General features: G+C 37.9%; 18 protein-coding genes. 6 read left to right on the forward strand and 12 right to left on the reverse strand.

All coding sequences use genetic code 11. From position 1 onward, the window contains the following. Position 1 precedes the first annotated feature (1 nt). Complete coding sequence (locus tag ACZBKJ_RS02620; RefSeq protein ID WP_463199364.1) at positions 2 to 811, reverse strand: Cof-type HAD-IIB family hydrolase; 810 nt, start codon at positions 809 to 811, stop codon at positions 2 to 4. Between the two features lie 154 nt (positions 812 to 965). On the opposite strand from ACZBKJ_RS02620, the gene kdsB reads away from it, so the two are divergent. Beyond that, entirely contained in the window at positions 966 to 1739 is a 774-nt protein-coding gene (kdsB, locus tag ACZBKJ_RS02625; RefSeq protein WP_463199365.1) for a 3-deoxy-manno-octulosonate cytidylyltransferase, read from the forward strand. Positions 1740 to 1742: 3 nt separating this feature from the next. After that, on the forward strand, positions 1743 to 2789 hold the full coding sequence (locus tag ACZBKJ_RS02630) for a DNA polymerase III subunit (RefSeq protein ID WP_463199366.1): 1047 nt from the start codon (positions 1743 to 1745) through the stop codon (positions 2787 to 2789). Positions 2790 to 2809: 20 nt separating this feature from the next. Here ACZBKJ_RS02630 and thyA read toward each other — a convergent pair whose 3' ends face one another. From thyA to recG, 4 genes are all read right to left on the reverse strand, one after another. Continuing rightward, the gene (thyA, locus tag ACZBKJ_RS02635; protein WP_463199367.1) at positions 2810 to 3652 is read right to left on the reverse strand and encodes a thymidylate synthase; all 843 of its coding nucleotides are present in this window, start codon (positions 3650 to 3652) and stop codon (positions 2810 to 2812) included. A 23-nt stretch (positions 3653 to 3675) separates the two neighbouring features. Further along, positions 3676 to 4551: a prolipoprotein diacylglyceryl transferase gene (gene lgt, locus ACZBKJ_RS02640; protein ID WP_463199368.1), complete on the reverse strand. Its 876-nt coding sequence runs from the start codon at positions 4549 to 4551 to the stop codon at positions 3676 to 3678. A gap of 40 nt (positions 4552 to 4591) precedes the next feature. Then, positions 4592 to 7495 carry a DNA polymerase I gene (polA, locus tag ACZBKJ_RS02645; protein WP_463199369.1) on the reverse strand — a complete coding sequence of 968 codons (2904 nt, stop codon included), beginning with the start codon at positions 7493 to 7495 and terminating at the stop codon, positions 4592 to 4594. 96 nt (positions 7496 to 7591) lie between these two features. Next, entirely contained in the window at positions 7592 to 9688 is a 2097-nt protein-coding gene (gene recG / locus ACZBKJ_RS02650; RefSeq protein WP_463199370.1) for an ATP-dependent DNA helicase RecG, read from the reverse strand. Between the two features lie 433 nt (positions 9689 to 10121). On the opposite strand from recG, the gene ACZBKJ_RS02655 reads away from it, so the two are divergent. Then, the gene (locus tag ACZBKJ_RS02655) at positions 10122 to 11345 is read left to right on the forward strand and encodes a type II secretion system F family protein (RefSeq protein WP_463199371.1); all 1224 of its coding nucleotides are present in this window, start codon (positions 10122 to 10124) and stop codon (positions 11343 to 11345) included. 3 nt (positions 11346 to 11348) lie between these two features. Beyond that, positions 11349 to 12236, forward strand: coding sequence for a prepilin peptidase (locus ACZBKJ_RS02660; protein WP_463199372.1), 888 nt, complete (start codon positions 11349 to 11351; stop codon positions 12234 to 12236). Positions 12237 to 12304: 68 nt separating this feature from the next. On the opposite strand, the gene ACZBKJ_RS02665 is transcribed toward ACZBKJ_RS02660, so the two are convergent. Both ACZBKJ_RS02665 and ACZBKJ_RS02670 read right to left on the reverse strand, forming a co-directional pair. Continuing rightward, entirely contained in the window at positions 12305 to 12613 is a 309-nt protein-coding gene (locus tag ACZBKJ_RS02665; protein ID WP_463199373.1) for a PepSY domain-containing protein, read from the reverse strand. Positions 12614 to 12746: 133 nt separating this feature from the next. Beyond that, positions 12747 to 14477: a proline--tRNA ligase gene (locus ACZBKJ_RS02670; protein ID WP_463199374.1), complete on the reverse strand. Its 1731-nt coding sequence runs from the start codon at positions 14475 to 14477 to the stop codon at positions 12747 to 12749. 110 nt (positions 14478 to 14587) lie between these two features. Between ACZBKJ_RS02670 and ACZBKJ_RS02675 the strand changes: the two genes are divergently transcribed. Further along, complete coding sequence (locus ACZBKJ_RS02675) at positions 14588 to 15250, forward strand: DUF4230 domain-containing protein (protein WP_463199375.1); 663 nt, start codon at positions 14588 to 14590, stop codon at positions 15248 to 15250. 121 nt (positions 15251 to 15371) lie between these two features. On the opposite strand, the gene ACZBKJ_RS02680 is transcribed toward ACZBKJ_RS02675, so the two are convergent. The 5 genes from ACZBKJ_RS02680 to coaBC all read right to left on the reverse strand — a co-directional run bounded on the left by ACZBKJ_RS02680 (position 15372) and on the right by coaBC (position 21123). Beyond that, complete coding sequence (locus ACZBKJ_RS02680) at positions 15372 to 16556, reverse strand: acyl-CoA desaturase (RefSeq protein ID WP_463199376.1); 1185 nt, start codon at positions 16554 to 16556, stop codon at positions 15372 to 15374. 121 nt (positions 16557 to 16677) lie between these two features. Then, on the reverse strand, positions 16678 to 17154 hold the full coding sequence (locus tag ACZBKJ_RS02685) for a hypothetical protein (RefSeq protein ID WP_463199377.1): 477 nt from the start codon (positions 17152 to 17154) through the stop codon (positions 16678 to 16680). Next, complete coding sequence (rph, locus tag ACZBKJ_RS02690) at positions 17148 to 17870, reverse strand: ribonuclease PH (protein WP_463199378.1); 723 nt, start codon at positions 17868 to 17870, stop codon at positions 17148 to 17150. The genes ACZBKJ_RS02685 and rph overlap by 7 nt, the downstream gene beginning before the upstream one ends. A gap of 94 nt (positions 17871 to 17964) precedes the next feature. Continuing rightward, positions 17965 to 19671, reverse strand: a complete 1707-nt coding sequence (locus ACZBKJ_RS02695; RefSeq protein ID WP_463199379.1) for an AMP-binding protein — start codon at positions 19669 to 19671, stop codon at positions 17965 to 17967. 174 nt (positions 19672 to 19845) lie between these two features. Then, positions 19846 to 21123, reverse strand: coding sequence for a bifunctional phosphopantothenoylcysteine decarboxylase/phosphopantothenate--cysteine ligase CoaBC (gene coaBC / locus ACZBKJ_RS02700; RefSeq protein ID WP_463199380.1), 1278 nt, complete (start codon positions 21121 to 21123; stop codon positions 19846 to 19848). Between the two features lie 178 nt (positions 21124 to 21301). Between coaBC and nhaA the strand changes: the two genes are divergently transcribed. Then, on the forward strand, positions 21302 to 22519 hold the full coding sequence (gene nhaA, locus ACZBKJ_RS02705) for a Na+/H+ antiporter NhaA (RefSeq protein WP_463199381.1): 1218 nt from the start codon (positions 21302 to 21304) through the stop codon (positions 22517 to 22519). Positions 22520 to 22671: the final 152 nt, after the last annotated feature.

A 22671-nucleotide genomic window follows, 5' to 3' on the forward strand; every position in this document is an offset into this window, starting at 1 on the left:
ATCAGCTGATGAGTCCAAATGTTAAAAGCCCCTGATAAATCCCATCCTCATCATGACGTGGGCAAACAAAATTAGCAACTTGTTTTAAAGCGTCATGACTATTACCCATTGCAACGCCAAAACCAGCATATTGCAACATCTCCACATCATTCAACCCATCACCAAAAGCCATGGTTTCACTAGTCTTTATGTTTAATTTATCTAAAACTTGTTTGATTCCCCGCGCTTTTGAGGCTTCTTTTACCAAAATATCCGCCCCGCTGTCATGCCAACGTACGGTTTTTAGAGTTTCTGGCAATTCAAGCGTAATTTCATCATCTTGATAAAACCCAAGCATCTGATACACTGGCTGATTAAAATCAAAAGCTGAAATTTGGCGATAGTTAATATTTAAAGAATTTAATGCGTCTGTCATTTGTTTAGTTTTTCCAACACATAAAATCTCATGCTTGGTCATATAAGCATAAGCAATTTGATGATTTTGTAAAGATTTGGTAATTTGTTTTAGATACCTGCTAGCTATTGGAAAATCCATAAATTTTTTATGTTGATATTCAATATATTGACCATTAATTGTAATTAACAAATCGATATGAAACTCTTTTATTAACTCATTGATACTATTTGGAAAAATAGATATTCCTCGACCTGTGGCAATGGCAATTTTAATATTATTTTTTTGCAAATGATAAAAAGCATCTTTTACACTTTCTGGCACAGCATCTTTTTCTTTAATATACAATGTTCCATCAATATCAAAAAAGATAATTTTTGGAGGGTTTTTAAATAATTGATTTTTAAATAACTGCATGAGATTTCTCTTATTTATTTTTGTTCATTTTTTATCATTTTTATAATATTCACCATCATACGAACAGTTTTGCTATTACAACAATCGTGTTAAAATGGCACTCGTTTGTATTATATCATGCTGATTTTATCTTTTTGGTGAATTTAGGTGTCTTATGTCAAAAATCCATATCGTTATCCCTGCCCGTTATCAATCATCACGCCTGCCTAAAAAACCACTTTTACCTTTACATGGCAAACCAATGATTTTATGGACTGCTCAAAAAGCCATGCAGGCAGAGTTTGCTGATAGCGTATGTGTTGCCACCGACCACGACGAAATTTATCAAGTCTGTCAAAATGCCAATATTCCCGTCATCATGACCAAACAACATCCGTCAGGAACTGATAGATTAGCTGAGGCCGCCGAACTGCTTGGTTTTGGCGATGATGATATTGTGGTAAATATGCAAGGTGATGAACCACTTGTGCCGCCCCAGCTTTTAAAACAAGCAGCAGATTTGCTCTTAGAAAAAACAGATTGTGTCATGGCAACTTTATGTGAAGCAATTGATAATTTTGAAGATTTTTATAAATCATCGGTGGTAAAAGTTGTTAAAACGCCCGATAATTACGCATTGTATTTTAGTCGCAGCCCTATACCTTATGACCGTGATGGGCAGCTTAATAACGCACTGGGTCAAACACCTAAAAACGCCTACCGTCACCTAGGGTTATATGCTTATCGCAGCAAACTTTTAAAAGCATTTCACAAATGGCAAGTTGGCACATTAGAAAGCTTAGAAAGCCTTGAGCAATTACGTATCTTAGAAAATAACCAAAAAATCGCTATTGATGTTGCTAAAGTCTGCCTACCTTTAGGTGTGGATACTGCCGAAGACTTAGCAAGACTCAACGCTCTATCACTGGATGAATTTTTGGCTTATTAACTCATGAATGATTATCCTGATGATGTGGCAGCAAATACGGATATATCGCCTTATTTTGCACCACTTTTGCCGTGGCAAGCTGCACTTTGGCGCACAGTTTGTCAAAACTATCATATGCAAAAACTGCCCCACGCTCTTTTAGCTGGGGGCATTTCAGGCATTGGCAAACACAGTTTTGTTTGGCGGCTGACAGCTTGGCTTTTGTGTCAAAATAAACCACTTGATGAATACAAAGGCGCTTGCGGCTATTGTCCAAGCTGTCTTTGGCTAAAAGCTGGCACACACCCTGATTTGCTGGTATTACCACCATCAAGTCGGGTTGGAGAAGCCTTTGAAGAAACACAAATTAAAATTGATGATGTGCGTTTTTTGCAAGAATACAGCCACACCAAAGGGCATGGATTAAGACTCATTGTACTAGATAACGCTGAAAATTTAACCACAGCTGGAGCAAATGCTTTATTAAAAACACTTGAAGAACCCCGTTTTGGCGTGCATTTAATTCTTATCAGCAGCTATCCAAGCCGCCTACTTCCCACCATTAAAAGCAGATTGCAGACATTACCACTAACACCGATTCATCATTTAGATGCCAAAGATTATCTAAAGCAAAATTTACCTTCTGATATTTGTCATTTGTCTGATATGTTACTAACTTTGGCAGAAGGTGCGCCTTTAGGAGCTTTATCACTACCTAATATGCCTTGGTTTGATAAGCGCGCATTGTGGGTAAAAACTTTTGTCGCACTGCAAAAAAAGACAAGGGCACCAATTGCTGCCAGCAGCTACTGGCAAACTGTGCTCAGCTTTGATGATTTTATGACCCTAACTCGCCTGATGCTACTTGAAGTTTTACGCATTTATCTAGGTTTTACTGGTATACACCAAGATATTGACATTAAAACCCTACTTCAAGATACACCACCGCCATCTTTAGAAAATCTTTATCAGTTAAATGATGAACTCAACCAAATGACCCAAGCCATCTGGCAAAATGTCCAGCCCAAATTAGCTTATGATGAACTGATGGTGCGTTTGGCAGACTTATAACTTTGTGGTTTTAAACATTGTTAAACTGAAACTGCCGCTTTAATCGCTGGATGCGATTGATAATCCATCAATTTAATATCGCTACTTTGAAAAGCAAAAATATCATCAACATTGGGATTGAGCCAAAGCTGACACAGTGGCAAAGGTTGGCGCGTTAGCTGTAGATTTGCCTGCTCAAAGTGGTTGCTATATAAATGAGTATCGCCACCTGTCCAAATAAACTCACCCACACCAAGTTCGCACACTTGGGCGACCATATGAGTCAAAAGAGCATAACTGGCAATATTAAACGGCACACCTAAAAATACATCGGCGCTGCGCTGATAAAGCTGACAAGATAATTTTCCATTTGCCACAAAAAACTGAAATAAGGTATGACAAGGCGGCAAAGCAACTTCGCCTGCTTCTTTAGGATTCCAGCCAGAAACAATTAAACGGCGTGAATCAGGATTGGTTTTGATTTCATTAATCAACCAAGAGATTTGATCAAAACCATCTGCAAGATAACTGCCATCTGCATTTTGGCTTGCCCCAAAATTTCGCCATTGATGACCATAAACCGCCCCCAAATCGCCCGCTCGTCTCCCAAAACGTGCCGTTTGTTTGGCAGTTGCCCATTCATCCCAGATGGTTACTTTGTTATCTTGCAAAAATTTGACGTTGGTATCGCCTTTTAAAAACCACAAAAGTTCAATCACAATAGAATGAAAATGCACTTTTTTTGTGGTTAATAACGGAAACCCTTTATTTAAATCAAAACGCATTTGATAACCAAAAACCGAACGGGTGCCGGTACCAGTACGGTCGGATTTATCTGCGCCATTTTGTAAAATATGGCTTAGTAGATGTAAATATTGCTTCATGGATTGCCTTAATAAATCAAATATTAGGATAATTTTTGGTCGTAAATGGGGTTTTTGTAGGCTAAAATCATTAAAATTACGCCCAAAATTATCATTGGTAAACTAAATAACTGCCCCTTACTCATCCAGCCAAAAATCAGCTCATAACCCACATCAGGCTGACGGAAAAACTCAGTTATAAAACGGCTGGCGCCATAACCCAATAAAAACAATGCTGAAATGGCGTAACGAGGACGCGGTTTTAAGCTAAATAACCACAGAATGATAAACAGTAAAACACCTTCAGTAAATGCCTGATAAAGCTGCGATGGGTGGCGTGGCAATAGCAAATAGCCGCCAATTTCGTGGGCAATGGTGGAAAGATTAGGGTCTAAAGTCAAAAGCTCATTATCTGCTGTAGCCGCTTGTGGAAAATACATCAAATACCCATAGTCACCAGAGGATACTCGCCCCCAAAGCTCGCCATTGATGAAATTACCAATTCTTCCAAAAAAAAGTCCTGTTGGCACACAAGGAGCGATAAAATCCAGTACAGTAAAAACGGATTTTTTGTATTTTTTGGCAAACCAAAACATTGCAGTCACCACACCCAAAAAACCACCATGAAAGGACATGCCCCCTTCCCATACTTTAAATAAATATAGAGGATTGGATAAAAATTCATCAAAATTATACAATATGACATAACCAATCCGACCGCCCAAGATTACGCCCATCGCTCCAAAAAACACAAGGTCGGATATCATGTCAGCATTAAAATCATCGCGCCGTTTACTACGATATAAAGCCAGTCCATAAGCAAAAGCAAACGCCAATAAATACATCAGCCCATACCAATGCATTTGAATAAAGCCCAAATCTAGGGCAATAGGGTTAAACTGTGGGTGTACAACAGCCATATTATCTCACTTTTTGTTTGTTGTTTGATTGATTTATCAATTAATGGGCTTCTTGCCAGTTATCACCCACACCAATTTCAACCACTAAAGGCACGCGAAAATCAACCTGCCACCCTAGCGTTGCGGCTGTATCTGTTAGTACGTTTTGCATAGCGTTTTGAATTAATTGACCAATTTGATCAGTAGTACTTTCATCAACTTCAAAAACCAATTCATCGTGTACCTGTAAAAGCATTAACGCCTTATCTTTTGGTAAAACTTTATCCACTGCAATCATAGCAAGTTTGATGATTTCTGCTGCTGACCCTTGCAAGGGGGCATTAATTGCAGCACGCTGAGCGGCCTCTTTGGCGACAAAATTGTCCGCATTAATATTAGGTGTGTACAATTTTCGCCCTAAAATCGTTTCTACATATCCTTGATTTTGAGCAGTGTCTTTGGTTTTTTGCATATATTGGCTAATTTCTGGATATCTGGAAAAATAGCGTTTAATGTATTCTTTGGCTTCATCGTTACTCACACCAAGCTGTTTGGCAAGCCCAAAAATACCCATACCATATAATAAACCAAAATTAATCGCTTTAGCAGCCCGACGCTCATCGGCACTGACATCTGATAACTGTTTATCCATGATTTCAGCTGCTGTTGCTTGATGAATGTCTAAGTTTTGTTTAAATGCCTCAATCAAGTTAGCATCACCACTAAAATGCGCCATCAATCGCAGTTCAATCTGAGAATAGTCTGCTGATAGAATTTTGCGGCCCTTTGGAGCGATAAAAGCTTTACGAATGTTTCGTCCTGTGCTGGTGCGAATTGGAATGTTTTGTAAGTTTGGTTCGGATGAAGATAATCTACCCGTACTGGTCAAGGCTTGATGGTAATTGGTATGTACTCGACCTTGTTTGTCAGCCGCCTTTGCCAGCGCTTCAGTGTAAGTGCTTTTTAATTTTGCCAACTCTCTGTATTGCAAAATTGTCTCAACCAATGGATGGTCGATTTTTGAAAGCACTGATTCTGAAGTAGAATATTGTCCTGTTTTGGTTTTTTTACCGCCTTTGATGCCCAATTTTTCAAATAAAATCTCCCCAAGCTGTTTTGGAGAAGCCAGATTAAAATCCACGCCTGCAATCTCTATGGCTTTTTTTTCTAAAGCAAAAATTTCTTCATCAAACTTTTGTGATAATTCATTTAAAAAACCACCATGGATTAATACGCCATTTTCTTCCATTTGGGTTAAAATTTTTGCTACGGGTATTTCTATTTTTTGTAAAAGCTCATTGGCATTTTTATCTTTTTGCAAATAACTATCAAAAATACTAAACAACCGATAGGTAATGTCTGCATCTTCACAAGCGTATTTACTGGCTGTTTGAATATCTATTTTATCAAAGGTTAATTGCTTTACCCCTTTTCCTGCAACATCTTCAAAGGTTGTGGTTTGAATATTTAAATAATGTTTTGCCAAATCGTCCATATTATGGTAAGTTGCTGTGCTATTAATCACATAGCTTGCCAACATAGTATCAAAAAACCAATGATTTAATTCAATACCATAATTTTTAAAGATGTGGCTATCGTATTTTAAATGTTGCCCAATTTTGCCAATGTTTGGGTTTTGTAAAATGGGTTTTAAAGCTGATAACACCATCTGCAAAGGCAATTGTTCTTCTAATAACAAATCAAAATCAGCTGTATGCCCAACAGGAATATAAAAACCCTCATAATTTGCCAAACTGATACTAATACCAACCAGCTGTGATTTTTGCCAATGTTTGCTGGTGGTTTCGGTATCTATTGCAAAATATGCTGCTTGCGACAGTTTAGCCATCAGTTGCTCAAAATCAGCTCGTGTATCAATGGTTTTATAAATAGGCGCACTATCGGGCAAAGATGGTACTTTTAGGGTGGATAAATCATTTTGTTTAGTTGTGGTGAATAAGTTTTGAGCTGGTTGTGATGTATGATTTTGTGTTAGATTGTTTTCGGTATAGTTTTCTAGCAATTTAACGGTTTGCTTAATTTCAGTTCTAAATTCTAATGTCTGATACAACTGATGCAATTCTTGCACACGAGCAAATTGCTCTTTTGTTGATACGGCATCACAGATATCCAGTTTTAATGCTGAAAAATCAATTGACAAATCCAAATTAGTTACAATGGTTGCTAATTGACGATTTAAAGGGATTTCATGTTGGTGCGCAATAAGACTTTTGCCCACGCTACCCTTGATATCATGAACATGCGCAATGATATTTTCAATATTATTGTATTCATCCAACAGTTTTGCGGCGGTTTTTTGTCCAACTTTTGGAATGCCAGTAATACCATCAACACTATCGCCCATCAACGTTAAATAATCGGCAATTTGAGTTGCATGAACGCCAAATTTAGCAAATACCGCATCTTTATCAATTACTGTACCTTTAAAATTATCCTCCAAAACTACCACATCATTCACCAGCTGCGCCATGTCTTTATCACCCGTTGAAATCACCACAGGATGTCCCAAAACGCAGGCGCGATAAGCCAATGTGCCAATAATATCATCTGCCTCATAACCTTCAAACACCACCATCGGAATCCCTAACAATTTGATAAGCTGATGAATAAAGGGAATTTGTTTTACCAAATCATCTTCCATCGGTTTGCGATTGGCTTTATAGTCTTTAGATAGTTGATGACGAAATGTAGGTGTTTTTGTATCAAAAGCAACTGCCATATAGGTGGGCTTATGTAATTGTATTAACCGATTTAAAGCGGTTAAAACACCTCGAATGGCATTGGTGGGTAGCCCTTGAGAATTTTGAAGAGGCGGCAGCCCATGATAACAACGGAACAAATAATAAGACCCATCAACCAAAACTACAGGCGGTTTTTGGGTATCAACATGGCTGACATCAAGATGAGCAAGGCTTGGAATAAGATTTTGAGAAATGACGGTCATGATTGTAGCTATGTGTCGCTGATTAAAATTGTGGTCATTATATATCACACCTACAAATTTTGCTTTAATTAAGTTAAATTAAAAACAAATTTAAATCTAAGCGTGGCTATATGATTTATTTTCTGGTAACCATAAATTCAAAATTGATTCTATTAGGGGCTGTTTGTCCGTTTGGTGGATGAGATTTTGAGCAATAATTTTTGCTTGGTCTAATAACACATCATCACGTACTAAATCTGCCAGATAATAATGCATATCGCCAGTTTGTTTTTTACCTAAAAGCTCGCCAGCACCACGAAGCTGCAAATCTTTTTGAGCAATCACAAAACCATCTAGATTTTCTTTTAAAATATTCAGTCGCTGCATACTGATTGGCGGCAAGGGCATTTGTGCTAAAAGCACACAAAAAGACTGGGTTGCGCCTCGTCCCACCCTGCCACGAAGTTGATGCAGCTGTGATAGCCCTAAACGCTCTGCATTTTCTATAATCATCAATGATGCATTTGGCACATCAACTCCAACCTCAATCACTGTCGTTGCAACCAAAAGCGAAATATCACCTTGCTTAAAAGCCTGCATGACTGCTTGTTTTTCAGCGGCTTTCATTTTTCCATGCACTAGCCCCACTGAAATATCCAAACGATTTTTCAGCTCTTGATACAAAAGTTCAGCTGACTGTATGTCGCGCCCAAGCGATTCTTCCACTAAAGGGCATACCCAATAGGCTTGTTTACCTTGTTTGCAGTTTACCCATACCCGCTCAATCACATCATTGCGTCGATCTCGATTGATGATGACAGTTGTAATTGGCGTACGGTTAGCAGGCAGCTCATCAATTACAGAAACATCCATATCACCATACAAACTCATTGCTAACGTCCTAGGGATGGGCGTTGCCGTCATTGCTAGTTGGTGCGGTATAATATCACTTGCACTTTTACCCATCAGCTTTAATCGCTGCTCTACGCCAAAACGATGTTGTTCATCAATAATAACCAGCCCAAGATTGCTAAAACTTACTCTATCAGAAAACAAAGCGTGTGTGCCAATGATGATTTGCACTTGTTTTTGGTCAATGGCATCCATCTGAGCTTGACGCTCTTTGGCAGATTGCTTGCCTAAAAGACAACCCACACCAACACCAAACGGCTCAAACCACTGTTTAAAATTTAAAAGATGTTGCTCTGCCAAAATTTCAGTAGGCGCCATTAACACCACTTGCAATCCTGCATCAATCGCATGGCAGGCGCAAATTGCCGCTACCAATGTCTTACCCGCGCCAACATCGCCTTGCACAAGTCGCAACATGGGCTTATCGTGGGTGATATCTTTAACCACGTCATCAATCACTCGCTTTTGAGCATTTGTCAAACCAAATGCTAAATTGTCTATTAATGCATCTGCTAACAGGCTTTTTTTAGAACAAATCGGCGCTTTATGATGCTTAAGATGATTTCTTTGCAGTAAAAATGCTAATTGATGCGCGGTAAATTCTTCTACAATGATTCTTTGACATGCTTGATGCTGCTTATTTTTTAATTGATTAATCATCACCAATTGCTCTTGCAAATTAGCAAGGGGTTTGGGAAAGTGTATGGTATACAAAGCCTGCATTAAATCCCCTTGAAAGGGTAATTTTGCTTGTTTAAACTCATCATCGTTTAAATGCGCAAACACCCCAGCAGCAGCCGATAATGCTAGCGAGATTAATTGGCGAATTTTATTTTGGTGAAGCCCTTTAACTGAAGGATAAACTGGCACAAGCCCTTCATCTAATTTTTGTGTGCCTGTAATAAAGTAGTCAGGATGAATAATTTGAGTGCCATACTGATTGATTTTAATCTCACCAAAAGCGGTAATATTTGCGCCAACTTTCATGGTTTCACGAGTTTTACTGGAAGTATGAAAAAATTTTAACTCTAATTTTGCTGTATTATCATCCAAATATGCGCTCAGTCCATTCGCCCCTGTTTTTAATTCCGTAATTGTTCCACTTACCAAACAACAAACCCCATCAATCACGCTTGCAATTGGCACAATATGGCTTTTATCTTCATAATCTCTTGGGAAATGCATCAACAAATCAAATATCCGATAAATACCCAAGTTGTTTAACTTAGTCGCCAAAGCTGCACCAACTCCTAAAAGATTGGTAACAGGCTGATTTAAAGGATTTTTTGAATAAGTATTCATACGGTTTAACCATGATTAATAAATGTATAAAATTGTAAAGAGATTAACCAAAATTAACAAGTTATATCTATAAAATAATACTCTTTTGTATAATGTTAGCGTAGTATAGTTTTTATACAAAATTAATTAAACAACTCGCAACAAAATAATTGGACAATCATCAGTTTGATTGCAATTCAGCACCAAAAAACCACCGTTTATTTATTTATTGATTTTAAATAGGATAAACGGCAAAAACAGGTTCATCAAACCTTCGTTATTGGTTTGAAACCAAGCCCTAGACAACGGTATAATGGTTGCTTATTGGCATCTGCCTAAATTGGCTATATTTACAATAATATTACTCATGGTGTAGAATGCCAACCTTATTTATACATTTTAACAGTTTATTTTAATAGTTTAGAAACAACTAAAAACAACAAGAGAATCACAGATGGCAAAAGTAGCAACTGAACAATTACTGGATTTTAAATACACAGGCACAAACCGACGCGGACAAAAAGTCAGTGGCGAAACTACCAGTAAAAGCATTGAATTGGCTCGTGCCCAACTGCGCAAACAAGGCATTGTGATTGATGACATTCGTCCAAAACCAAAGCCTTTATTTACTTTCAAAAAAGCCATTAAACCCCTTGATATTGCCATTTTTGTCAGACAACTTGCCACCATGATGAAGGCAGGTGTACCTTTAACACAATCATTTGAGATTGTTGCTGATTCTCTTGAAAACCCCAGCATGAAAGATTTGGTGTTAAAAATCAAAGCGGATATTGAAGCTGGTAGTAACTTTGCAACCGCCCTGCGCAAACACCCAAAATATTTTGATGATTTATTTTGTTCTTTGGTTGAATCTGGCGAACAATCAGGTGCTTTAGAAACCATGCTTGAGCGTGTGGCAACCTACAAAGAAAAAAGCGAACTATTAAAAGCCAAAATCAAAAAAGCTATGAAGTACCCGATTGCGGTTATTGTTGTTGCAATTATTGTAACGGCGATTTTGCTGATTAAAGTTGTGCCTGTTTTTGCTGAGTTATTTGGCTCTTTTGGTGCAGAATTACCCGCCTTTACTCGTCTGGTAGTCAGCATGTCTAACTTTATGGCGGCGTATTATATTCCAATTTTTCTAGCACTGGGCGCTATTATTATTGCGTTTTCACAAGCTAAAATGCGCAGCAAAAAATTTCGTGATTTCTTAGACCGCCTTTCTTTAAAAATACCTATCTTTGGCAATATTGTCTATCAAGCTATTATTGCTCGTTTTGCCCGCACATTATCGACTACGTTTGCGGCAGGTGTACCTTTAATTGACGCACTTAACTCAACCGCTGGAGCAACTAATAACGTCATCTTTTATGATGCAACCCAAAGAATTAAGGAAGATGTTTCCACAGGTCAACAATTGCAATTTGCCATGAGAACCACCAACCTTTTTCCTAGTATGGCAATCCAAATGGTGGGTATTGGTGAAGAAGCAGGTAGCCTAGAAGAAATGCTTGACAAGGTCGCTACTTATTATGAAAACGAAGTGGATAACGCAGTGGATGGTTTAACCAGCCTAATGGAGCCAATGATCATGGCATTTTTAGGGGTGGTGATTGGTGGCTTAGTTGTCGCAATGTACCTACCAATTTTCCAAATGGGCTCTGTAGTTGGTTAGTTTATGGACACTTTAAGCCTTCTATTACAAAATCAATCCACTGCTTTATTCTTGGCCGCTGTTTTTGGTCTATGCGTGGGCAGTTTTTTAAATGTGGTCATTTATCGCACACCACTAATCATGAATTACCAGTGGCGAAAAGAGATTGCTTGGTATCTAGATACTCAAGATGATTTTAATAAAAATGCGGTTCATCACATCACCAATGTCATTCAAGAAGATATTCCTTTTAGTTTATCTTTTCCGCCATCGACTTGCCCAAACTGTGGGCACGCAATTCGATTTTATGAAAATATTCCCATCATTAGTTGGATAATTTTGCGTGGTAGATGTTCTGATTGTCAAAATCGCATCAGTTTTCGTTATCCTTTGGTGGAATGCATTACTGCTATTTTGTCAGTTTTAGTAGTTTACACACTTGGAGCTAATTTATCTGGTCTTTTTGGTCTATTTTATCTATGGATTTTAATTGCTTTAACTGGCATTGATTTTGATACTCAGCTTTTGCCTGACCGTTTGGTTTTTCCTTTGGGCATGCTTGGTCTAGCAATTAATACTCAAAACATTTTTGTCTCTACTTCCGAATCCATTTGGGGGGCATTAGTTGGCTTTTTGTCATTTTGGAGCATTGCCAATCTTTATGCTCTTTTAACCAAAAAAGAAGGGATGGGCACTGGTGATTTTAAATTATTAGGTGCTTTAGGAGCTTGGGTTGGCGTTGGCTTATTACCTTTGATTATCTTATTATCCGCAGTTTTTGGTTCAATTGTTGGCTTGATTTTGATGCGATTATCTGGAGAAAGCAAACCCTTTGCCTTTGGTCCTTACATTGCTCTTGGTGGTATTATTGCTCTTCTTTGGGGTAATGATATTATGCATTGGTACTTATAAAGCATCAAAAATAAAATAGGTAAACCCTTATGGATTTACCTATTTTTATGATTTATTGATAATAAATATCAATCCCAATCCCAATCGCGACGCTCGCTAATAATTCTTAAATCAGGATAACTCATTTTGATGTCATATTTGGCATTGCCTTTCCATGCTTCAATGTCAAAAATAGGTTTGCCACGCCAATCATCTACATCCAAATCACTGATGGTATAACCTTTTTGAATCAAAATAGCCTCTGCTCTTTTTAAGTTAGTGTGATAATTTGGATCTTGATAGACTTGGTTTTCAATGTAATCACCAGCGTAAGCAGTTGTTACACAAGCACCAGCACCTAAAACAGCGACCAACAATAAATGGGTTAGTTTCATCATAAACTCCTTAAACAGGTTTAAAAAGATTGCTTAACTTATGCGCCTATCATAACAAATAAAAGACAGTAAAAACTTAGCGAAATTTAGAAAATGCTTAATTTTACCCACAATTTGTTAATTGTGTTGTTGTTCATTAAACAAACATTGCCAAAACTTCATCCAAATCTAATATCTTTTTGTCGCCCGTACTGCGTTTGGCGCATTCATATTTGCCTTCTACTAAATTGCGTTCTGATACCACAATTCGATAAGGAATACCAATTAGTTCTAGGTCTGCAAACTTAACACCAGCTCTTTCATCACGGTCATCAAGTAATACGTCCACACCTTGATTTTTAAGCATCTGATACAACTCTTCTGCTTTGGTTTCAGCACTGCCATCTTTAGATTTCATTGGCACAACCGCAACACGAAATGGTGCAATACTATCTTTTGGATTTGGTGTGTCCGCCCAAATAATGCCTTTTTCATCGTGATTTTGTTCAATGGCGGCAGCAACAATGCGACTTACTCCAATGCCATAACAACCCATCATTAAAGTAACTGGCTTACCCTCTTTGCCTAAAACACTACAATTTAATGCTTTGGAATATTTATCACCCAATTGGAAAATATGCCCTACTTCAATGCCACGTTTGATTGTCAGCACTCCCTGACCATCTGGAGATTTATCGCCATCAATGACATTACGGATATCAACCACACGAGTGATGGTTGCATCACGATTCCAATTCATACCTTGGGTATGTTTATGCTCAATATTTGCTCCGCAAACAAAATCACTAAGTACACTGGCACTTCTATCCACAAAAACAGGGATGTTGTATTTTGCTAAATCAACACTGATATAACCCTTAATTAAACCTGCATCTTTAATTTCTTCTTCGTTAGCCATTTCAAAGGGCGAAGCAACCTCGGCAATTTTTTCAGCCTTGATTTCATTAAGCGTATGGTCACCACGCAAAACAAGTGCTACCAATTTTGGCATCTCTGGATTTTCTTCAGAATAAGCACCCTTTACGATGAGCGTTTTTACTGTTTCAGACAGTTTGATATTTAGATGTTTGGCAACTTCTTCACACGTTGGCATATTGGGTGTATCCACATCAAGTCGTTCTTTGCTTGGATTTTGCAAAACGTCTGTACAAATTGCTTCAGCAAGTTCTACATTTGCCGCAAAATCTGAGCTGTCTGAAAAAGCAATATCATCCTCACCACTGTCAGCAAGCACATGGAATTCATGTGATGCAAATCCGCCAATAGAACCTGTATCTGCTTGCACAGCGCGGAATTTTAAGCCCAAACGACTAAAAATTCGACTATAAGCACCATGCATGTCATCATAAGTTTTTGCCAATGATTCTTGGTCAATATGAAAAGAATAAGCATCTTTCATAGTAAATTCACGAGCACGCATAACGCCAAAACGTGGGCGAATCTCATCACGGAATTTAGTTTGTATTTGATAATAACTAACCGGTAATTGTTTATAACTTTTTAATTCATTTCTGGCAATATCTGTAATCACTTCTTCGTGTGTTGGCCCTAATACAAAATCACGTTGGTGACGGTCTTTAAAACGCAACAGTTCCGCCCCATAATCTTGCCAACGTCCTGATTCTTGCCAAAGTTCAGCAGGTTGGGTTACAGGCATCAGAAGCTCTTGAGCATTAATTGCTTGCATCTCTTCACGGATAATTTGCTCAACATGCTTTAACACTCGAAGACCCATTGGCATCCATACATAAAGCCCAGAAGCAAGTTTACGAATCAATCCTGCTCGAACCATTAATTGACTTGAAACAATATCAGCATCGTTAGGCGTTTGACGTAAAGTAGCGAAGGTAAAGTTACTGGCTTTCATAAAATCACTTGAAAATAACAACAAAATTTGTGTTATCTTAAAGTAAAATTTAGGTAGGTTGCAAGAAGTTTTTTATTTGTTCATCGCATTTTTCACATAATGGAGCATTTATGCAAGAAAAACGCTTTTTTTTATCATGGTCTTTTTTTATCGTTAGCATTCTAATTTGTCTTATTAGTATCGCAATTACTGTTTTTACTATGTCATCTTTTCACCAAAAAAATACTAAGGTTACTGCTGTTAGTAAAGACGGAGTTATTCACGAAATTCAAAAACTGGGGCGCTTGCAATCAACTGCTTTTGGAGTTGATACCGTCATTACTGCAAGCAAAGAAGGCACATGGCAAAAGCTCTGGCAAGATGAACAAAAAGGTCTTTTTGTTGCGCATGGGCGAGTGCTTGCTGGTGTAGATTTGGCTAAAATAACTCCACAAATGGTAGAAATTACCCCAAAAAACCCAAATGATGCTACAACTCAAATTACTATCAACTTGCCTGCACCTGAAATTTTTGCAGTGTATTTGGATAATTTGGAACTGTATGATTGGCAAACTGGTTTATTTGGTGTAGTTAATAATGACCCTGAAATTTTAGAACAAGCTCAAAATAGCGCCAAAAATGAAGTATTAAAAAAAGCCTGCCAAGGTGAGATTTTATCCATTGGAGCTGAAAGTGCTAAGGAACAAATTAAGCGCCTATTTGCACTGACTGACATTCATGCTACAGTCACTATTGAACAGCCCCAAAATTGCACTTTAACTCAACCCTCATAAGAAGCATTCATTATAGAAAAAAACCCTTTGCCAATATCGGCAAAGGGAGGTGGAGAAAACATTGAGATAATCAGGCAACTAAAACATCCATGTTTCTTTATATGTTATTTGATTTTTAAGTTTATTTAGTAGTTATCGCTTTACCTTTTAACTGCAAAAACGCTTGTTCGATTTGTAGGCTATGTTCGCGAATTTTTTGCTCCACTTGAGCAAATTGTTCTTTTAATTTTTCATCAGCTTCATGCAAACGATTAGCGAATTCTGTGCGTTTTAATTCTATAGCTTGAGCTTTTAGAGCATGCCATTCTTCTACAGTTTTTGTAAAGGCGTCGTATTCAGCGCTAATACGTTCTTTAAAGGCTTGCAAATGGTCATCTAAAGATTTTTCGCCTTTTACAATACGTTCTTGCGCTTGTTTGAACTGCATAATGACTTCAGCGTGTTTGATGGTCAAATCATCAACTCGTTTTAAATCCTTGGCAAGCCCAATTTTTGATAATAGCGCAATCAACCACTTAGTTGGGTCATATTGCCACCATTTCACACCATTACGATAATCGTATTGGAAATAATGGTGATAATTGTGATAGCCCTCACCCCAAGTAAACAGTGCTAAAATAGCGTTATCGCGAGCGGTATTCGTATCTGTGTATGGGCGTGAGCCAAACATATGGCAAAGCGAGTTGATAAAGAATGTACAATGATGAGTTAGAACCATACGAAGCAGTCCAACGATTAAAAATGCACCCAAAACATCATTAATCAGTAAACCCACAGCACCAACAACAACAACATTGGTTAAAATGACCCAAAAGCCATAGTATTTATGTTGTAAAGTTAAAATTTTATCTTTTTTTAGGTCAGGGATGTTTTTATAGTCATATTGCCCACTTGGATATTTATGCAGCATCCAGTCCATATGACTAAACCAAAAACCGCGGCGAGCTGAGTACGGGTCTTCAAACTCATCATCCACATGACGATGATGGCTGCGATGCCCAGAACACCAATCAAACGCAGAACTTTGTACTGCTAAAGTTGCTCCCAATAGTAAAAAATACTTAATAACTGGGTGAGTATCATAAGCTTTATGTGCCCACAAGCGGTGATAACCTGCGGTAATTGACAGTCCCGTCCATGCCATAAAAAACGAAAACGCAATCCACAAAGCAGGTGTGGTGTCATGCGTCCATAAATACCAAGGTACTAATATCAAGGCAAGAAGTGGGGTGGATAACAGCACAATTGCTGGAATCCAGTTTACAGGTGGGTTTTCGTAGTCTTTTGGATTATGAGAAACAGTCATACAAAATATTCTCGTTTACAAGTTTAAAGCATTGTAGCACAAAAATATAAAAAAGTGAACGTTTATTCACGAAATTTCAAGGGATTTTACAATTTTTCCCAACCAATTGTAACAAGATTTTTCAAACCATTGAAACGTCGTTATTATCATTTAAACGAATCGTTTTAACCCGTTTTTGCAACATCCTACCTTGTAAAACACACTGGACAATTTCCAACTCTTTTTGATTTTCAAACCCCACAAAAACCCATTTTCTGCCCAAATCCTCAATATTTAATGAGTCATCACAAATGCTGATTTGGGCATCTTGGGTCAGTTTAATGGTTTGATTTTGTAGGGCAATCTGGCTATTTTTAATAACAACTGTACCTGTGGTAATCACGACTTGTTTGGATAATTTATGTTTATAAATATTAAACCCAAAAATCAAACATGCCAAGCCAAAAAAGGCTAACAGTGTTGTCTGTATAGGGGAAGTCATTGCAATAATTGCCACCAAAATTGCACAAACAACCAACACTGACGAAAACAAAAACAGTGGGTTTTTGTCTTTGCCATCCAAGGTAATTTGCACACCATCTTCCAGCACTTTTAGCATGGTAAATCCAAGGCTTGTTTTTGAGCATAAATCAACTGTGTAATGCCTTCTTTAGCAAGCGCGAGCATGGCTTGATTTTCCTCCCATGTAAATGGCGCTCCTTCAGCTGTACCTTGAATTTCAATAAAACCACCCTTTTCGGTCATTACCACATTCAAATCTGTATCACAATTTGAATCTTCTTTATAATCCAAATCCAAATACGCTTGACCCGATTGAATGCCGACAGATACCGCTGCCACCAGTCCCACCAAAGGGTCGCTATTTAATTTTCCCATGCGCTTCATGGTGTTTAATGCATCAACTAACGCCACCGCTGCCCCTGTAATGCTAGCAGTGCGTGTACCGCCATCAGCCTGAATGACATCGCAATCTACATAAATCGTATTTTCGCCCAATTTGGATAAATCCAACATCGCCCTGAGTGAACGTCCAATCAATCTTTGGATTTCTTGGGTGCGTCCTGACTGTTTACCCTTAACGGCTTCTCTTTGAGTACGTACGCCTGTTGCTCGTGGAAGCATTCCATATTCGGCAGTAAGCCAACCTTGACCCTGACCTTTTAACCAACGTGGTACGCCAGCTTCAATACTTACATTACAAAGCACTTTGGTATCCCCAAAACACACCAATACTGAGCCTTCGGCATGTTTGGCATAGTGACGACTAAAAGTGATGGGGCGTAATTGATTTAATGGGCGGTTATTGTGTCGCATAATAAAGCTCGATTGATGATAGTTTTTACCATTGTACTTTTGAAACATCATTTTAGCAATTTAAAAACCCACTTTTTTAAGTGGGTTTTTATCATTATTTGGTTTTAGCAGCTTCTAAAGCTCGTAGCTCTTTGCGTAAAATCTTGCCTACATTGGATTTTGGCAATTCTCTTACAAATTCAATACGTTTTGGGCGTTTATAACCTGTTAGATTTTCTTTTGCCCACGCTCTAATTTCTGCTTCGCTTAAACTTTCATCCTTACGTACAACAAAGACTTTTACCGCTTCGCCACTATGGGCATCAGGTATACCTATCACGCCACATTCCAATACTTTTGGATGTTTACTAATCACCTCTTCTACTTGGTTAGGATACACATTAAATCCAGAAACCAAAATCATATCTTTTTTACGGTCAACGATTTTAAAGAAGCCACGTTCATCCATCACACCAATATCACCTGTGCGAAAATAACCATCTTTAGTCATGGTTTTTTCGGTTTCATCAGGACGATTCCAATAACCTGCCATCACTTGTGGTCCTTTGGCACAAATCTCACCCAATTCACCTTGCATCACAGGATTGTCATTATCATCTAACAAAATAATATCGGTTAAAGGCAAAGGAATGCCAATTTTACCCGTATGTTCACCGGGTGGATTTAGCACCAAAACAGGCGAGGTTTCAGATAAACCATAACCTTCTACGATATAATTGCCAGTTAATTTTTCCCACGCATTAGCGGTATTAGGCAACACCGCCATGCCGCCGCCTAACGATAAACGTAAATTACTGTGGTCTAATTTTTTAAAGCCTTCATGATGGGCTAAAGCATTAAATAGCGTATTAACCGCAGGGAAAAACACAGGTTTATATTTAGCAAATTCTTTAGTCAAAGCATCAAAATCGCGAGCATTGGTAATTAAAAGCATACTAAATCCTGCTTTCATACCCAAAAGCGCACACGCAGCAAATGAAAAAATATGATACAGTGGCAATGCAACCGCGATGTATTTTCCAGTTAAATCTTCATCTTTTGGAAAAACATGATAAAAAAACGGCAAAAATTGTTCAGTGTTGATAATCAGATTTTGATGGGTTAGCATTGCGCCTTTTGCCACACCAGTTGTTCCACCAGTATATTGCAAAACTGCAACATCACTTAATGTCATCTGAGGACGTTGGTAACTGCTAGCTGGGCTATGATTTAAAGCGTCTTTAAAAGTGATGTGGTTGGGAATATTCCAAGTTGGCACCATTTTTTTAATATAACGCACCACAATATTCACCAAAAGGCCTTTTAAACCCATCATGTCGCCAATACTAGCAATCACAATATGTTTAACCTGCCCTTTGTTTTGTACCTTTTCAAAAGTGTGAGCAAAGTTTTCCACAATAAACAAAGCTTTGGCTTCACTGTCTAACAGCTGATGTTCAAGTTCATAGGCGGTATATAAAGGATTGACATTTACTAAAACCATGCCCGCACGAAGCACGCCAAGCATAGCAATTGGATACTGTAAAATATTTGGCATCATCAGTGCTACTTTGTCGCCTTTTTGCAATCCGATTGACTGCAAATAAGCGGCGATTTGGCGACTGTAGGTATCCAGTTCAGCATAGGTAATGGATGCCCCCATGCAAGTAAACGCAATTTTATTTTTATGTTTGGCGAAATTTTGTTCAAAGCAGTCCAATAAAGATTCTACGCCATCAGGCAAAGCAGCAAATTCTTGAATACCATAATCTGCATAAGTCTTATGCCAAGGACGTGAAGCTGGAACAATAAAATCTTGCATGGAAATTTTCCTATTTTGGAATAAACAATCGTTTATTAAATCAAGCTATTTTATTAAAAAATAACCATAAATTGTATTCAAAGGTAGCTATTATAAAACAAATGTTCTGCAAAACCAATCTACAAAACTACAAACACAAGTTGTATTGACAAATCATTTACAAACATCAAAGATTTATTGCTCATTTATTGCCAAAAGCTCACTGATGCAAGTTACCAGCTGTTTAGCAATTTCAAGCTTTGGGGCTTTGGTTAAGTTTTTAGCTTCTTTGTGATATTTTTCAGCAAAAAATACACTCATTGCATTATCATCACTACCAAAACCAATTTGTTTATCCGATACATCATTGCATGCTATCATATCTAGATTTTTAGCGATTAACTTGGCTTTAGCGTAATTTTGCGTGTCTTGGGTTTCAGCAGCAAAACCAACCGCTAGAGTTTTTGGGTGCGTTTGAGCAATATGGGCTAAAATATCTGGGTTTTTAATCAGCTCCAAAGTCAAACCTGCCACATCTTGGGTTTTTTTAAGTTTGTGAGGGGCGATGGTTGCCATTTTATAATCGGCAACGGCAGCACTGGCAATAAAAATATCCACCTTTTGAGCGTCAAAAATTTTTTGGCAGCAACTAAGCATTTCATCAGCACTACCAACAATCATTCGCTGAATGCCTATTGGTGTTGGCAAATTGACTTTTTTGCCACACACTAAAATAACATTTGCTCCTGCATTTTGACACGCTTTGGCAACTGCAAAACCCATTTTTCCTGATGAATAATTAGACAAAAAACGAATAGGGTCAATAGGCTCTAAGGTTGCACCTGCGGTAATTACTACTGTTTTTCCCGTTAAAGTTTGTGGCGTAGATTTTTTAGCAAGTTTTTGTTCAATATATTCACACAAATATTCAGGCTCTGGCAAACGTCCAGCGCCTACATCACCACACGCCTGCTCGCCACTATCTGGATTTATCACATCAAAACCAAACTCAATGAGTTTTTTTAGATTATATTGAGTGATGCTGTTTGCCCACATTGCTTGATTCATTGCAGGCGCTACAATAATTGGAGCAGTTGTCGCAAGGCATACCGTTGTTAAAAGGTTATCCGCTATTCCATTAGCCAATTTAGCAAGCGTATTGGCAGATAGCGGAGCAATCACTACCAAATCTGCCCACTTTGCCAGCTCAATATGCCCCATGCCAAGCTCTGCTGATTCATCTAAAAGCTCAGTATGTACCTGATGGGTGCTCAAAGCCTGCATGGTTAAAGGAGTGATAAACTCACAAGCCGCTTTGGTCATCATCACTCGTACATCTGCTCCATTTTTTATCAAAAGTCGTACCAAAAATGCAATTTTATAACATGCAATTCCGCCCGTTATACCAATCAAAATTTTGGCTTTGGGCAAAGGTTGAATGGTTGATAAATCATGATGATTATCTGTTGTCATTATATAATTCCACATTCAATTGAAAAAATAAGCGCCCTATTATACTGTAAAGTTTTGTCATAAAATTGGCTTTAACGATTTTTTTACCAAATAAATCATAAAAAGCCTTTAGGGTTATTAGTTTTTGTGATATATTTTTAAAGTAACTAATGAACCCATTAACCAAAAAGGAGATATCATGTCTATTGCTCGTATCAAAGCCTTTTTTGAGTTGGAGGCTGCAGGTGGCATTGTTCTTGCCCTTGCAGCCGTACTTGCTATGATAGTTGCCAATTCACCACTGCACGATTTATACCACGCATTTATTCATGCTCCTGTTTCAGTGCAAATCGGTCAGTTTAGTATTGATAAAGATGCTCACCACTGGATTAATGATGGTCTTATGGCAATATTTTTCTTTTTGGTGGGACTGGAGTTAAAACGTGAAACTCTAATTGGTGAATTATCAGACATCAAACAAATTATTTTACCTGCTTTATGTGCTATTGGCGGCATGATTACTCCAGCGTTAGCTTACACTGTTTTTAATCATCACGACCCTAATTTGATGAAAGGTTGGGCAATTCCCACCGCCACTGATATCGCTTTTGCCATTGGCGTTTTAAGTCTTTTAGGTAATAAAGTTCCCAACTCTTTAAAAGTATTTTTGGTATCCATTGCTATTTTTGACGATTTGGGTGCCATTATTATCATTGCACTATTTTATACTTCAGAATTATCTTGGGTGTCTTTAGGGATTGCAGCCGTTTGTTTGCCACTTTTATTTTTATTAAATCGCATGAATACTGTACGACTAACTCCTTATTTATTAATTGGGTTGATTTTATGGGCGGCGATGTTAAAGTCAGGTGTTCATGCAACACTTGCAGGCGTGTTATTGGCGTTTTTTATCCCACTAAAAAACACCAAAGACCCTGAACATTCACCACTAGAAGAACTTGAACACGACCTTCATAATACCGTTGCTTTTGGTATTTTGCCATTATTTGCGTTTGCCAATGCGGGTATTTCTTTGGCTGGAGCCAGTTTAGACAGTTTATTTCATAGTGTACCTTTGGGAATTGGGGTTGGGCTTTTAATTGGTAAGCAGTTGGGAGTGATGATTCCACTGCTTATTTTTATCAAATTAAAACTTGCCAGTTTGCCCAAAGGTACAACCATGATGCAAGTTTATGGCGTATCTTTGTTATGTGGCATTGGCTTTACCATGTCATTATTTGTAAGTGGATTAGCCTTTGGTAGTGATAGAGATGGTTTTGACCCTCGATTAGGCATTATTTTGGGGTCGCTTATTTCTGGCATTTTGGGCTATTTGGTTTTACGCGCTAACATCAAAGATGCTTGCCACCCAACATTTACCAAAAGTGAAGAGGCAGGCTATTTGAGCAATCATTAATGTTTTTAAAATGACCAATTAACCCATTTATTTTTTATGTTCTTTTTTTATACAAAAATTGACCTTTATGGTCATTTTTTGTTTTAATTTAATTTATTTTTATGAAAGATTTTATTCAAACGTATTTAAAATATACAGTATTAATTGGAACT

This window comes from Moraxella sp. I5G, assembly GCF_055193055.1.